Below are 14,369 nucleotides of genomic sequence, written 5' to 3'. Positions count from 1 at the left end.
ACGGAAGAATCGAACCGCGAAGACACGAAGGACACCAAGAAATAGGAGTTTCAAAGGTATTTTGCGTAAGTCCTGTGTGAATTAAGAACTAATTCATCAGTCTGTAAAGATTCGCCGTCCAATTCATAAATTCGCGTCCGTAAACCTGGATGAGTGCGAATTACTTTGTTCATTGCATAATTGAAAATCTCAATATCAAAAGCACCCAGGACTGTCACAATCGCACCGATTTTCAGATGGGAATCTTCTAACCACATCATTTGGTCAATATAGATTTACCGTTGGTTGATAGATAGGGGTAAGATACTCTTTATTGGCGAAAAAATCCAGCAATAAACTAACATTAGGAATCAAAATTCAAAATCCCCTGCGGGAAGCAAGCTACACAAGTCAAAATTTAAGTACTTTCAAGTCACTTCACAAAAGCCTTCCTAAAACAAAAGCGAATGCTGGAAGTTTAATTCTTATACCACCTTCTACAAGATTGAATACGCCAGCCGCAGTATTAATCAGCATATCAACACCAGAAAAATCGCCATACCAATGAGGAATTTTAAAAGTTTCTTCAAAGGTGGGAGCAGCGCCTAAATTCATAGCCACAAACAGTGGCGGCTCATCACCTGTACCATGAATTAGTACACACCAGAGTCCGTTATTCCTAGAGCATAATAGGGTGCGGGTTCCACTGTGAATTAGTGGATTTTGTCGTCTAATTTCGGCTAGTTGTCGAATTAGTTTAAAAGTAGGGTGATTTTGATGATATGGTTCAAAAGTTTTGCGGTTAATGGGCCCAAACTCCCAGACACAAGCGGGGTTCTCAAACATATCTTCCCGCACGTAGCAATCATGGCCAATCCACTCTCCTGTATCCGGTTTTTGATGTAACCCTAAAGCCCCAGAAAATTCTTGCTCTGTTCCTTGATAGATAGAAGGTATTTGCGGCCCTAAAATTAAACAAGCTAATCCAAAATGCAATCGAACTCTGGAGTCATCTATGTTTTTTACACGACTCAAAAATTGATGTAAAATTCTGGTTGTGTCTTGATTATCCAGGAACATAATATTGTTCTGCCAACCAGCATGATATGCTTGTGATGGTGCGAGAAAGCCACAAAAATAATCTGCTAAACCACCTAACCAATTGCCATCATGGAGTGAATATTTTATGGCATAATAGGTTGGGTAATCAATTAAATTTGTGAATTTGGCGCTATTGTATTCTAGTACTTCTTCGTGGGTACTTCCTGCGTGTTCGGCTATTTGCAGAAAATTCTTTTTCCCTAAATAGCTAGCATATCTTGATATCTCTTCTACACAAGGCTCCCAAAAATCAAGACCAACGTGACGAGCTGAATCGTAACGAAAACCATCAATATCTGTTTCTGCAATCCAATATTTCAGGTGTTGAATTAGTAACTGGCGTACATAAGTTGTTTCGGTGCGCCAATCTTCTAGGAAACCAAAGAGTCTTTGATTTACCATATCGGTGTATTCTGGCCCGTGGAAGAGTGATGTGTTGCGTGCTTCTATGGGATAAGGCATTACCGCAGTATCATCACCTTGCACATACTTAAACTCCCCTCCAGGAGGTCCACCATACTCTTCCCAGTTAATGCTATCTGCAATGTGGTTGTTAACTACGTCTAAAATGACAGCAATGTCGGCTTCATGAGCAGTCTTCACCAGTTCACGTAAACATTGCAGTGTACCCAGACGTGGATCTACCATCAATAAATGGATGGGATGATAGCCGTGATAGCCATCAGGCGCATTCACATATACTGGGCTGAGGATAATAGCACGAATTCCTAATGATTTTAAATAATCTATTTGCTCAATTACGCCGCGAATTGTGCCACCATGACTGGCGTGGGGGGAGCTGGGATCATACTTGACTGCACTCATACCAGCACGGCTGTTATCTGCACTACGCGCAAATCGATCAATGATGATGGAGTAAAATAGGCGTGCTGACCAATTCTGGGGACTAGGTGTCATTCCTAGCTTTGGTTTTGGCCCATATAAAGGCTGATGATTCACATATCCCAGAAACTCAAAAGGAATTTCCGCTATTGAACGGGGTGCTTCATCACAGACAAAGATAAATTGCCCCCGCTCGCTTGTATGTTCAATACCATCAGTATCAACATAGCCTAATCTATATTGATATCCTCCGCCATTACCAATAGGTGGAAGGATGATTGAGAACATTTTGTAGCCATTTTCGTTGACGCTTTCCGTTTCTGTTGTGATCCGATCCACATCGCCATATCCTTGACCATCGTTTAACTCATAGATTATCTGACCATAATCGGGATTTCTAGATAAATGAACGCCAAATTTAATCGAGATTTTTTCGTTAGTTCTAAACACCCAATTATCAGGTGCAATAGTCGGGTCTAGATGTACTTCACAGTATTCATCAAAATAGCGCATATGGCATTCCTATGAGTTAAAGATGGTACGCTGGTAAACAATTTATTTTCAGTGAAGTTATTAATATTAAGGTTGCTGATTAAGAGTATGGATTTAGTTTAATATTTGGCCGAAAAATCGTTACTACTTTCTTTGCACACATAATTAAATACCAATATTTTTACTGAAATTCACTACAAAATTGTCTATTTTAGACTTATGCAAATGCCAAAAATCAGCAATAATTATCAGCAACTTTTGGGTTGTAAAGTATCATTATTCATTTTTATTGGCAACCACAACCATATCAATTAAATGCATTTTCTTTAAAGTTTCATTTTGATTCACGTGGTGTTCTAGATCTAATATCTCGGCGACACTTTCTATTGGTTTTATTGGTCTATAGAGACGAGCTTGAATTTGGGGATATTCAATATATGTACCGACATTCTGAGTTTTATGAGTATAAAACTCAGAATGGTAGGCTTCCCATTGCTTGATAGTGAATAGCGGTTGATTAGGGAGTTGATAATATGCTGATTCTGATTTGAATTCCTCGGGAAATGTCTCTTGCAAGCTGGGATTAAATGGATTAGCCAGGATGGTTTGTAACAGATCAAAAGGTAGATAACGAATGCCTAAACCTGCATTAGGGCCACCTTGACAAATTTCGGCAAATTCTGACCGTGTAATCAGAATGTTTTGATGATCGAACTCCTTTGTGAGACGAACGTGATAAAGAGTAGGAGATTTGCAAGCAAATATTACTAAAGAGCCATTGGGTTTGAGAAAGTCATAGAAAGCGGCAATACTTTCTTGAATAATGTCTAAAGAAATATGTTCAAAAATGTGTGAGCAAACGATGAGGTCAAATTTTCCATATTGCCCAATGGCGGGACTTTGCATAACATCATTCAAAAGATGGACTTTATCACTTTTGACTGGTGATGTATAGGCTGCTTGCAGTAAATTCTCATATTCTTGAGTTTGCCAAAAACCGTCATCTTTTAATTTTTCTAATAATTCTTCATCTGAGTTAAGTAGACAATTGGCTACTACAGAAGCGTGCAAAAATCTCTTCCGATCGGGTTCAACTAAAACAATCTTTTTAGCTTGCCAAAACCGAGGCAGTAATCTTCCTAATCCACATCCAGCATCAAGAATGACTGCATCAGGGGTAATCAAGTCTTGAATGTTGTTAGCCCAAACTTCCCGATCTCTAGTTTTCCAAGCTTGATGAGCTATATCTGTCACCCACTGGTAGGGATCAATTGTGTCATAGACTGTAGCAGTAACTTTTGCCATGATATATACCTCTATTAAACTCAAAGGAAACTAAAACAAAATAGCTGGCAATTCTACTAGGAAAAACGTAGTTGAAACAAATGCATCAGATACTCTAAATATTGTCGCCAAGTAACCTTACTTGCTCCTTCTTGACGTTCAACAAAAACATAGCCGACTTCAGCGATTTGATTGATTTCACCTCGCTTGAGGACTTCAATCAAAATTTTGTAGCCAAGGGGATTCATTAACTTTTGCGCGATCGCATCTCGACGCACTAAGAAATAACCACTCATGGGATCGCAAACACGGCTGAGAACACTGGGTAAAATCAGCAATCCCAAAAATTGCGCCCCCCGTGACAAAAACCGCCGATGTATTTGCCAATCACTGGTTCCACCGCCGGGAACATGACGACTAGCAACAGCTAAATCTGCATCTTGGGCGATCGCTTCTAATAGCTTGAGTAACACCACTGGCGGATGTTGTAAATCACCATCAATTACCCCTAATATTTGCCCTTGAGCTACCTGCCAACCTCGAATTACTGCCGTAGACAAGCCTCGTTCTTCCTGACGACGCATCACACGCAGGTAAGGATAATCTCTGGTTAGTTGTTGGGCAATTTCCCAAGTGCGATCGGGACTGTCATCATCAATCACAATCAATTCGTAATTATTTGGTAAGGCTTCATCAAGCAAATAGCTCAACACATGAACCACTGCCAAAATGTTCTTACTTTCGTTATAGGTAGGGATAATTAGCGAGAGATAAACTGGCTCATGGGGTTTTGGAAGTTCGGAAAATAAAGGAATTTTCATTGCGCCTGTAGGCGCTGGTATCAGAGCTTTCGATTTATTAGAAATCATGATTCAGTTGTATATTTAATTTGCCAGTTCCACCTCAAATTGATGCCAAAATTCCAGAAGGTCACACAAATAATTGCTATTAATTTTGCCATATATGCATTCATTGTAAATTTATTAACTAAAAAATTTACAATTGCAACATTTACCAGCATACCCACTAAACAAATCAGGTTAAATTTGCCAAATTTTTGGACTTGTTGAGTAACTAAATTTTTTGGCGTTGAGACATCGCCAAACGTCCACATATCATTCCAAATAAAATTATTGATGATTGCTAACTCTGTGGAAATAATTGCACTGGTAGTTAAAGATAAACCTAATAAACCATGCAGAAAATAAAACCCTCCTAAATCTACAAATACGCCACTAAACCCCACGATAGCAAAACGAATCAGGCGACTAATCAACACCCATAAACGATGTAAACTCAGTGGATTTATGAGTTGATAAATTTCCCAATTATTCATTCTGATTCTTCTTAATTAGCATTATTACTCCATTATCGAATATATTGATCATTTATGAGCAATTTTCACAAATTCCCACAAACCGCCAGGTGGTGGATTCAATACTCTGATTACTTTTAAATCATATTTCTCATCCTCAGCTATTTGATGAAATAAACTACTATTGTTGTACATAAAAACAATCTGATTGTAATCTTGCTTAATGGGTCGCATATCATCATCAGCCCTTGGCAACAAAGGAAGTTTTGGTAAATAATTACTTAAGGCTAAGATTGCTCCTAAATTAATAGGACTGTTATTAGTTACCAATAAAGGTTTATCTAATTTTTTAATGAATTCAGATGTTTCTTTAATCAACGTGCTGCTAGATTGTATCCACCAATTACTAGTCTTAAAAAAATTGACATCAGAAATCAAACCGCCTATTAATAATACCACGATCATTAATTGGCTAATTTTATGTATCCAAGTTTTTTCTTGAAAAATGTAGAAAGCTAAAACATAGGCTACAAGAATTTCTAGGCTGATACATAAAGGTAACTGGTAGCGAATTTGAATCGAGCGGATACCGCCAGTAAATAGGTCAGATGCAATCAATAACATACCAGGAATCAGACCTAATAAAAAAACCAGTATGACTGGTTTATTCAGAGAATTATTGAAAAATAAATATACTAGATAAATGATTAAGATTAAACTCAATATTAATTCAGAGATAGTATAAATTACAGGACCTTCCAGTTCCAAGCTACTCCACAATCCTAGAGATAAACTTAAATTAATATCGAAAAATGTCCTGGTCAATCGAATTAGAAAAATAGCGATTAGCTCAAAAGGATTATCTATCCATTTGATTGTATACCCTGAAGTTAACGATATTGCTGTGTGAAGATGTTTTATAATCACATTCAGCCAGGGCAAAAACATTAAAAAAGCAACAATCGTCGCTAGAAGATAATTGATTAGGGTTTTGTGGAAACGAAACTGTTGCTGAATAATTATATAAATACCATGAGGTATCATTATGAAAACTGTGAATAAATGAGTGTATAAACCCAAGGCTAATGTCAGGCTATAAATAGCCCAATTACTTTGATTTTCTTGTCTGATAGCTCGCAATAAAGCTGCACTAGATACTATAATTTCTAACATCCACAAACTGTATTGACGGGCTTCTTGAGAAAAGTACAGATGCAGGGGAGAAACAGCCATTAAAGCCATCGCCACCCATCCCACAATTGCCGAATCAAACAATTCTAAACACAGCCAATATATACTAGGAAATGTTAAGATACTGATAATTCCTGATAAACTTCTCACCCCAGTAGGCGAATCGCCAAATACTTGCGCCCATAATCTCACCAAGACGTAATACAGAGGAGGATGTTGGGGGTCTGAGGTAATTAAGTAATTGACTGTATCAGCCACACCCCGCTCTGGATTGATGTGTTGATATTTGCTAAATGTGGTAATAGAAATTGTGCCTTTACTATCAGCAGCTTCCTGTTGTAACTCGGCTACTGTGTGTCCAGAGATTGCTACAGATGTCCAATTTTCATCACCGCAATATATTTTTTGTCCTAAATTTGTAAAGCGAAAGAAAATACTTAATCCTATCAGGATTATTACTAAAATTTTTAACCAAGTTGGCGGATTTGTTTTTATTATTAATTGCGGTTGGTTCATTCTATGTTTATAGCCAGGAACAGCACTATATAGATTCAAATAACCAGGTGATGTTTGTCCGCACCACTTTAGCAGGAATTCCTATTGCAAGTGAGTTAGATGGGATTTGTTTGGTAATGATGGAACGAGGCCCAATCACTGAATCAGAACCAATGATTGCACCTTTTAATACCATGACTTCACGGGTAAGCCAAACTCGATCGCCAATCTCGATACTCTCATCAGGATTAATACGTTCACCCTCCGCATTCAAAATGGAATGACTATCTGTTGTACGGATATCAGCGCAATCAGCGATTTGACATCTCTCACCAATTCTGATGTGTTTTCCTCCATGTGCCACTAAACGCACATTTGTTGAAAACAATGTTTCACTACCAATGCTAATTTCATTATCATTACCAAACATTTCCATAAAGCCAGCAACAATGCAATTCTTGCCGATTACAAGTTTATTGTTGTTACCATGAATGACAATTTGTAAGTTGTACACATTTGTGCCACTACCAATCGTCACTTGGTTATTAGTTCCTTTAATTTCGATGCGTTGATTAACGCCCAATTGATGAGACCAGTGATGCTGTCTCTGTTTCCAAGGCAGAAGTTGACTCAAGCTATTATTCATGTTTTTCTTAATCTTCATCTTTCCACATTGTTAAAGATACATGATTACCATTTGCTCCAGAATCATTGTCAAACTTTAGACAATTATCACTGCCTTTGATCACAATATCATAATTAAGGATGTTTGTATTTTCGGAGATTTCTAGATGATTATTTATTCCTTTAATGAAGATTCTTGTTCCTAATATATTTCCCACACAGTGGAAAGTAGATTCTTTAGATACCTCAATTTTATGCAACCAGGCAAAATTTTTTTTCATGTTTTACTAATGGAAAATTCTAAATTAATAAAAGCGGACATTCTGGATTTGTCTGTAGAAACTAACGAGTTTTTTTGAAGCGATCGCTATGCAGTCTTTCTTCCACCAGTGTTACGCGCAAGGGAATTTTGTAAGACTCTAGTTTATCTAGACAAAATGCTCGTAGTCTGGTGCGAAAATCCCGCAAGGATTCATCTGTAGCCAGTCGAATCTTAGCAGTAACTATATTTCCAGTAATCGAATTTGCTTCACCCTTGACGGAGACTTCTAAAACACCTTCCATCGCTTGTACAACACTCTCCACCTCTGCTGGATAGACTTTCTGTCCACCAACGTTAATTAATTCGGATTTACGTCCGAGGATTCTCAGCCACTCACCGTCAACTTCCACCACATCTCCAGTCATGTACCAACCATCTAAAGTAAAAGGTGCTGAAGCGTTCAAGTAGCCTAGCATGGCACTTTTGGCCTTAATTTCCAGCATTCCGTTAACGATGCGGGTTTCATATCCTTCTCCGCCTAGCTTGAACCAGAGAGAATCAGACGATCGCGATTTTGAGCGCATGATACCGAGTTCGGTGAGTCCGTAGGTTTGATGAAAGCGGATGTGGGGAAAAAGCTGGTTTAAGCTGTTGAGGACGCTTTGTGGCATGACTTCTGTTCCATAGGTAACAATTTCTAAGGAAGACAGATCGTATTGCTGATGGACACCACTCAAAAGCAGGAGTGTGAGAAAGGTGGGTGAGGTAGGTAGTAGCTGTACTCGATGCTTGGCGATCGCAGCTGCTACTGTTTCTGGAGAGCGATCCAACGGGATAACAGCACATCCTCCATTGGCCAGAACATGCAACAGGGTATTGATCCCGCCAATATGGTCAAATAGTAAAAATAGCAGTGTCCTCTGTGCAGGTCGTAGAGTTTGGAACTTCTCTTGGATCAAGACAAAATCATGGATGGCTGCTTTGCTTTTGCCTGTAGAACCGGAGCTGAAAATGATCAATCCTGGATGTTGGCGATCGCGCAATTGACACAGTAGCTGATGTGTAGCTTGAGTTCCCGTTTGTTCAATCTTCACATCATCTTCCGCATCTATTTTGACGATCCATTCTACTTCCGCTATTTGGCGCAACTCAGCTCGACTTGTTTTCATCTCTGCTGTTAATAGTGCTACCACGCAATTACGCTGAAGTAACGATAATAACAAGGCAACAGCATTGGGTGAAAAATCTGCTTCCAAGGCGACAACTGCACCTTTGGGTATCATTTGTTGCTCTAAACTTTCCTGCCAAAATTTGACTAGTTCTCTCAGTTCACCATACAACAGTGAGCGATCGCGCCAGATCAGTGCCTCAGCATCTTTGCTTTGATCAAACCTCTCTAGCAGAAATTCGATAGCCATTAGACACCCCCGCAGACAGTAGCATTATTAATACAATTGACTATATAATTAGTTAATGTGCCTACAGTAGCCAATGGATTGGTGCTGCTTGGCGTAATTTCGGTAATTGTGTTAGTTAAATTAATTGTGATGCCTAACTCTACCTCAACATCTTGCTCAATCGTTACGAGCAATGAGGTAAGTCCCAATGAATCAATAAATCCACCCCCTGCTAGAATATTAGCAGCCTGACCTTTTTCAATTTGGATACGACCCCAACCTTGTGCAGTTACTTCTGCAATACAGGCTAGGACAATCTCCTGAACAGCTTCCTTGAGATCAGCGCGTTCTTGCATTTAAGATTTCCCTCACTTTGGATTTGCTTAACCAATCCTGGATTTGACAGTGGAACTCGTGTTCACGCTTAATCGTCCCAGCCAAAAAATTGATAAATTTCTGAATTTGCTCATCTTTGACGGCAGACTTTTTGCGGACAAGAGTGAGAAATATTCTATAAACCTCTTCCCATAAATCAATGATCGCTAGCATTTGATCAACAATTTCTGAGAGAGGAAAATTGAATTGTTGATTCATATCATCGAGCAAATCCCGAAGACAATAGCGACTCCAACGCATATCAAAGAGACATTTTCCCAAGGATTGGGGAATTTCTCCTGTAGTGGAGTAGTAGGAACTAAAAGCTTCATAGATATAATTGCTCAGAGCCACACCTGACAAATAAATCCTACCGGGTCTAGTTCTTGTCCGTCCTTCCAAAAAGGCATTATTGACCCGATTCAGGATATTAATTGCTATACGATCTAGCTTTTCGTTTTGATAATTGGCGGCAAATGTCACGTTGATTATACCGTAGCTAACAAGCATGGAAAAGCCTCTAGCTTTAGTAAATACCTCAAACTGGATATTACCGCGCCAAAATTCTGCTAATGATTCCAGGGAAATAGTACCAAAAAATTTGTTTGGTATGGGGTCATAAAGTAAAACTTCGTCACCTCCTATTCCAATCACAGATATATAGTGATCCGCAATCTGAAAATTACCACCTAAAGCAGAAGTATTGCGAGGTTGGAGATAATTGGGATTGTGGAAGTCTGGACTGTATGGCAGTTCGTAGGTAGTTCCGGAAATAATTACGGGTTCATTACGTTGGATACGGTTGCTGATTTGAGCCAGTCCTTCCTCAACAGAAGATACACTTGCGATCGTTAACTCAAATAAGTCCATTTCCTGTTTAAATAGCTTCTCCCTACTAATGATGACTGGATTCGGCACTAAATCAGCCGTTTCTACACTAAAGACAGGAACACTCCAAAACTCGGAATTAGCTACGATACTGAGCATACTTTTACCAGTCTTTTGACACAAATGCAAATCCACTAACGGGTAGTGACACTGGTAATAAGGAGGAACTTCCAGCCTCAGTTCTGATGTAAGGGTGATTTGCTCCATATCATTTTTTCTACTTTGATACAATCTTCAAGTTACCAACTAAAACTTAGACCAGCGTTCAATTTTATACTCTATTTCTGTATTATCCTGTGCTTGTAACAACCTCAGTGGTATCGGTGAACCGTCCTTTTGTCGCTCAAAGTTACGCATCCCACAGCTAAAAACATCTCTTAAGGCGAAACCTCGTGGTAAAGTATATTTGCCTTCATAAGTATTTACACTGCTTCGCTGTAAAGGCAATGTGCCAAAATATATCTGCTCAACCTCTGGGGTATGTTCTGGAACATGGGCGCGTAGGTGAACTTGCACTTGATCGGCAAGACTGGATACCACTGTGTAACTCCGTGATGTTTCTAAGCCTTGAGAAGAGAAAAATACCTTGGTCGTGCCTAGAGAAAGTCCAGTCATTCGGTTCCCCTGTTCTACAGTAATCATCTCTGGTGGCTCAACATAGTAATTACCAGTGAGAGCGGTGCATCGAAAGCCGGTGTCATACTCCACAATGGGATTAACTGTTAATGGTTTGCTTCCTAGCCCTAGAATGTTCTCACCTTGTAGTTCTAAGGAAACTGGCTGACCTTTTTTACCAAAAAAAAGTAGTAGTGGGTTCTTTAGACGGTTACACCAGTAGGTTTCATGATGAGCTGCATCGGGTTCCAGGTAGTAAAAAATATCACTATTAGGCTCACAATCTTGATTAATTAGTTGATCAACAAATTCTCTCACAGGAGAGGTATAAATCCCCTCAGTATCGCCAACATCAATCCAGAGCATAAACTCTGGTTTACGCATCGGCCAGGAGTACAACCAAGTATTAGTATCAATGCTACGAACAGCAGGTGATATCATCCCGACTTTGCCAAAAACATCGGGGTTGCGTTCTGCAATGTTATAGCTGACAGTTGCACCAGAACAAGAGCCGATCATTGCAGTGTGAGAGCGATCGCTGAAAGTTCTAAAATTTCTATCTATAAACGGCTTCACCTCTTGGACAATAAAGCTTTCGTAGGTATGACCTGTCAGTGGTTGATTTTTATATAAGCCTGCATAGTGCCAGTAATCAGATACTACAGTAGCAGGGTCAGCCCCAATCCCGACAACAATCATTTCATCAATTAAATCAGCATCCAGTAGCTGCTCAATTGTTTCATGCACCCGCCAAGATTCACTATCTAATTTTTGTGGTTCAAACAGGTGCTGTCCATAGTGCATATAAAGGACAGGATAACGCTGTGTAGAATTATCTGTATAACTGGGGGGTAGATAGAGATATAACTTGCGGTGACCAGCTAAAATCTTTGATTGTAATGCAATTTTTTCTATCTTTCCTCTAGTTGCTTTTTTAATGTTTTGCTGACAGTCTATGTTCATAAATCATTGATAATTTCTTGATTATTAATTATTACTTCTGTATTAGTCACTTCATTAATTTTATTCCAGGCAAAATAACTGTACAAACTGATAGATACTACTAACATCAGCAGACCTGCTATAATCATTAAAAAACCAATTCCTCTACCGGAACCTGTTTCAATTAATTTGCCAATACTGTTAGCAAGAATGCCATCAGGTTCTAGCATCGGTTCTAAAATTTTGTCTGTGAGTGGACTAGCACCGAGATTACCAAAAGCGGCTGCTAAACCTGTAACAGTATAGAATAGTCCTAACACTCTTCCTTGAACGCTAGGGTTCAGGCTATTTTGCCAAATTGTATTATTAATACTGAGAATAATCGGCAGGGTAAAAAACGATATAGTTATCCCCAAGGTGATGATTGGAATAGAGGGTTTTATCCCAGCAATTATTAAACCTAAGCCATTTAAAGCCGCAAATATAAATAGAGAAGAAAGATATTTTTTTCCTCCTCCCCAAATACTCATAAACATACTACCAGCCGCCATGCCACAACCAGCAATTGACATGACGCTGCCAAATGTTGTGGCGGTAGAAAAGGATAATATCAAGGGATTAATCAAAACTGTAATCATGCCATTAACAAAAGAATTAATGCTCATGAATGCCATGATAATCATTAAAAATAGCCGGGAAGAAATGTTTTCCCAGCCGTAAATAATGTCATTAATAATAGCAATAAATCCTCTAGTTGAGAGTACGCTAGGTTCTGGTTGAGGAATATCAATGATTAATAATGTCACCAGTCCCATAAAATAGCTACAAAAATCAATCAGTAACAAGCCTTGGAGTTGGAAATTAACAATGATCAAACCTGCTAAAACTGGTGCAGCTAATTGTCCTACTGCGGAACTAAAAAGTATCAAACCATTGGCTCTTCCCATTTGCTTACTAGGAACCATCATCGGTAAAGCGGCGGCTTTGGCTGTCATTTGAAAAGAACCGCAGACTGAGGTGAAAAATGCAGCTACATAGGTATGCCAGAGTTGTAAATTATCAGTTAGTAGCAGTAAGGCAAGTGATAATGTAACCACAGATGCACCGATTTCACTAAAAATAATTGTCCATTTGCGATTCCATTTATCTACTAATGCACCCACAAAGGGAGTAATTAATACACCAGGTAATGTTGTAAAAAATAAAACTAAGCTTAATTGGGCTACAGCGTGAGTGTTTTGATAAACCCAGATACTCAAGCCAAATCCTGTTAAGCGCGTACCAATTTCCGATAGGGACTGTCCGAGCCAAAAAAGAGTAAAGGTGCGGAGTTCACGAATTAATTCAACTAGTTGATTTACATATTTCATGATGCTGATTTAGTGTTAATTTATCAGACCAAGCGGCAACAATTTCGGAAAATATAAATTCTAAGTCCTTAGTTATAGACCAATTGGGATAATGGGTTTTGATTTTGTCTAAGTTACTATAATAACACTTGTGATCCCCTTGCCTGTGTTCATCTCTATACACAAAAATCATTTTTTTATTCGTCAGAGAAGATACAATATCAAATGCTTCTAAAATTGAACAGGTATTATCTTTACCGCCTCCTAAGTTATAAACTTCACCACAGCGAGGTGACTTGATAAACTCATCTATCAAACGGGCTACATCAAAAGAATGAATGTTATCTCTTACTTGCTTACCTTGATAGCCAAATATTTGATAAGTGCGACCTTCTAAGTTACATTTGACTAAATAGCTGAGGAAACCGTGTAATTCTACGCCAGAATGATTAGGCCCGGTTAAACAGCCACCGCGCAAGCAGCAAGTTTGTAGTCCAAAATAACGCCCATATTCTTGCACCATAATATCCGCAGCAACTTTAGAAGCACCAAAAATAGAATGTTTTGATTGGTCAATGGAAAAGGATTCTGGTATACCATACTGATAGTTAAGTTCGGCATAATCCCACCGGGTTGCTAACTCGATCATGGGGATTTGATTGGGCGCATCTCCATATACTTTATTGGTAGACATATGGATAAAAGGCGCTTCTGGAGCAAATTGACGAGTCGCTTCTAAAAGATTAAGCGTTCCTACAGCATTGGTTTCAAAATCATCAAAGGGAATTGAAGCGGCTAAATCGTGGCTGGGTTGGGCTGCTGTATGTACGATCGCATCTGGTTTGAGGCTATAAATTATGTCTAAAATTGCGGCGCGATCGCGTATATCTATTTCGTGATGTACAAAGCCTTTAATTTGCGATTCTAAGCGTTTTTGATTCCAGCGTGTATCGCCTTGGGGGCCAAAAAAAACTGCTCTTTGGTTATTATCAATACCATGAATAAACCAACCTTGATTAGCAAAATATTGGCAAACTTCCGAACCGATTAATCCTGATGAGCCAGTAACAAGTAATTTTTTCATTTTTGTCATTTGTCATTTGTCATTTGTCATTTGTCGTTATTTTCCCAAATAATTAGGTGGATGTTTATATTAAATGGGGATTTATTAGTTAGCTATTCATCTGAACAGTCAACCGTCAACCGTCAACCGTCAA

At 38.8% G+C, this 14,369-nt stretch carries 13 protein-coding genes and 1 pseudogene; all 14 read right to left on the bottom strand.

The genetic code is table 11. The annotated features are described in order from the left end of the window. Positions 1 to 50: 50 nt before the first annotated feature. The 14 genes and pseudogenes from H6G08_RS01120 to H6G08_RS01055 all read right to left on the bottom strand — a co-directional run bounded on the left by H6G08_RS01120 (position 51) and on the right by H6G08_RS01055 (position 14,236). Complete coding sequence (locus H6G08_RS01120; protein ID WP_190538467.1) at positions 51 to 260, bottom strand: condensation domain-containing protein; 210 nt, start codon at positions 258 to 260, stop codon at positions 51 to 53. Between the two features lie 157 nt (positions 261 to 417). Beyond that, complete coding sequence (locus H6G08_RS01115; protein ID WP_190538466.1) at positions 418 to 2,436, bottom strand: alpha-amylase family glycosyl hydrolase; 2,019 nt, start codon at positions 2,434 to 2,436, stop codon at positions 418 to 420. A 255-nt stretch (positions 2,437 to 2,691) separates the two neighbouring features. Then, the gene (locus H6G08_RS01110; RefSeq protein WP_190538465.1) at positions 2,692 to 3,720 is read right to left on the bottom strand and encodes a class I SAM-dependent methyltransferase; all 1,029 of its coding nucleotides are present in this window, start codon (positions 3,718 to 3,720) and stop codon (positions 2,692 to 2,694) included. 59 nt (positions 3,721 to 3,779) lie between these two features. Continuing rightward, a pseudogene (locus tag H6G08_RS01105) lies at positions 3,780 to 4,568 on the bottom strand (polyprenol monophosphomannose synthase); the annotation flags it as partial. Then, positions 4,565 to 5,035, bottom strand: coding sequence for a GtrA family protein (locus tag H6G08_RS01100; protein WP_190538463.1), 471 nt, complete (start codon positions 5,033 to 5,035; stop codon positions 4,565 to 4,567). The pseudogene H6G08_RS01105 and the gene H6G08_RS01100, both read right to left, overlap by 4 nt. A gap of 48 nt (positions 5,036 to 5,083) precedes the next feature. Beyond that, on the bottom strand, positions 5,084 to 6,721 hold the full coding sequence (locus H6G08_RS01095) for a glycosyltransferase family 39 protein (RefSeq protein ID WP_190538462.1): 1,638 nt from the start codon (positions 6,719 to 6,721) through the stop codon (positions 5,084 to 5,086). Between the two features lie 25 nt (positions 6,722 to 6,746). Further along, the gene (locus H6G08_RS01090) at positions 6,747 to 7,364 is read right to left on the bottom strand and encodes an acyltransferase (protein ID WP_190538461.1); all 618 of its coding nucleotides are present in this window, start codon (positions 7,362 to 7,364) and stop codon (positions 6,747 to 6,749) included. Continuing rightward, positions 7,354 to 7,605, bottom strand: coding sequence for a hypothetical protein (locus H6G08_RS01085; protein WP_190538460.1), 252 nt, complete (start codon positions 7,603 to 7,605; stop codon positions 7,354 to 7,356). The genes H6G08_RS01090 and H6G08_RS01085 overlap by 11 nt, the downstream gene beginning before the upstream one ends. 61 nt (positions 7,606 to 7,666) lie before the next feature. Further along, positions 7,667 to 9,004 carry an ANL family adenylate-forming protein gene (locus tag H6G08_RS01080; RefSeq protein WP_190538459.1) on the bottom strand — a complete coding sequence of 446 codons (1,338 nt, stop codon included), beginning with the start codon at positions 9,002 to 9,004 and terminating at the stop codon, positions 7,667 to 7,669. After that, on the bottom strand, positions 9,004 to 9,339 hold the full coding sequence (locus H6G08_RS01075) for an acyl carrier protein (RefSeq protein ID WP_190538458.1): 336 nt from the start codon (positions 9,337 to 9,339) through the stop codon (positions 9,004 to 9,006). Before H6G08_RS01075 ends, H6G08_RS01080 begins: the two co-directional genes overlap by 1 nt. Beyond that, positions 9,323 to 10,453, bottom strand: coding sequence for a cysteine peptidase family C39 domain-containing protein (locus tag H6G08_RS01070; protein WP_190538457.1), 1,131 nt, complete (start codon positions 10,451 to 10,453; stop codon positions 9,323 to 9,325). The genes H6G08_RS01075 and H6G08_RS01070 overlap by 17 nt, the downstream gene beginning before the upstream one ends. A gap of 39 nt (positions 10,454 to 10,492) precedes the next feature. After that, a complete protein-coding gene (locus H6G08_RS01065; RefSeq protein ID WP_190538456.1) occupies positions 10,493 to 11,824 on the bottom strand; it encodes an alpha/beta hydrolase in 1,332 nt (443 codons plus the stop codon). Further along, positions 11,821 to 13,173: an MFS transporter gene (locus tag H6G08_RS01060; RefSeq protein WP_190538455.1), complete on the bottom strand. Its 1,353-nt coding sequence runs from the start codon at positions 13,171 to 13,173 to the stop codon at positions 11,821 to 11,823. Before H6G08_RS01060 ends, H6G08_RS01065 begins: the two co-directional genes overlap by 4 nt. Next, complete coding sequence (locus H6G08_RS01055) at positions 13,148 to 14,236, bottom strand: NAD-dependent epimerase/dehydratase family protein (protein WP_190538586.1); 1,089 nt, start codon at positions 14,234 to 14,236, stop codon at positions 13,148 to 13,150. Before H6G08_RS01055 ends, H6G08_RS01060 begins: the two co-directional genes overlap by 26 nt. Positions 14,237 to 14,369 lie beyond the last annotated feature (133 nt).

Source organism: Calothrix anomala FACHB-343 (assembly GCF_014696435.1).
Classification (GTDB): Bacteria; Cyanobacteriota; Cyanobacteriia; order Cyanobacteriales; family Nostocaceae; genus Aulosira; species Aulosira anomala_A.
The sequence above is the reverse complement of the archived record's forward strand: the minus strand, read 5'-3'. Positions and strand labels throughout refer to the sequence as shown.

Bases quoted from the DNA above. Each gene is read 5' to 3' on its own strand.
- H6G08_RS01120 (WP_190538467.1), bottom strand. From the start codon at position 260: ATGATGTGGTTAGAAGATTCCCATCTGAAAATCGGTGCGATTGTGACA.
- H6G08_RS01115 (WP_190538466.1), bottom strand. From the start codon at position 2,436: ATGCGCTATTTTGATGAATACTGTGAAGTACATCTAGACCCGACTATT.
- H6G08_RS01110 (WP_190538465.1), bottom strand. From the start codon at position 3,720: ATGGCAAAAGTTACTGCTACAGTCTATGACACAATTGATCCCTACCAG.
- H6G08_RS01100 (WP_190538463.1), bottom strand. From the start codon at position 5,035: ATGAATAATTGGGAAATTTATCAACTCATAAATCCACTGAGTTTACAT.
- H6G08_RS01095 (WP_190538462.1), bottom strand. From the start codon at position 6,721: ATGAACCAACCGCAATTAATAATAAAAACAAATCCGCCAACTTGGTTA.
- H6G08_RS01090 (WP_190538461.1), bottom strand. From the start codon at position 7,364: ATGAAGATTAAGAAAAACATGAATAATAGCTTGAGTCAACTTCTGCCT.
- H6G08_RS01085 (WP_190538460.1), bottom strand. From the start codon at position 7,605: ATGAAAAAAAATTTTGCCTGGTTGCATAAAATTGAGGTATCTAAAGAA.
- H6G08_RS01080 (WP_190538459.1), bottom strand. From the start codon at position 9,004: ATGGCTATCGAATTTCTGCTAGAGAGGTTTGATCAAAGCAAAGATGCT.
- H6G08_RS01075 (WP_190538458.1), bottom strand. From the start codon at position 9,339: ATGCAAGAACGCGCTGATCTCAAGGAAGCTGTTCAGGAGATTGTCCTA.
- H6G08_RS01070 (WP_190538457.1), bottom strand. From the start codon at position 10,453: ATGGAGCAAATCACCCTTACATCAGAACTGAGGCTGGAAGTTCCTCCT.
- H6G08_RS01065 (WP_190538456.1), bottom strand. From the start codon at position 11,824: ATGAACATAGACTGTCAGCAAAACATTAAAAAAGCAACTAGAGGAAAG.
- H6G08_RS01060 (WP_190538455.1), bottom strand. From the start codon at position 13,173: ATGAAATATGTAAATCAACTAGTTGAATTAATTCGTGAACTCCGCACC.
- H6G08_RS01055 (WP_190538586.1), bottom strand. From the start codon at position 14,236: ATGAAAAAATTACTTGTTACTGGCTCATCAGGATTAATCGGTTCGGAA.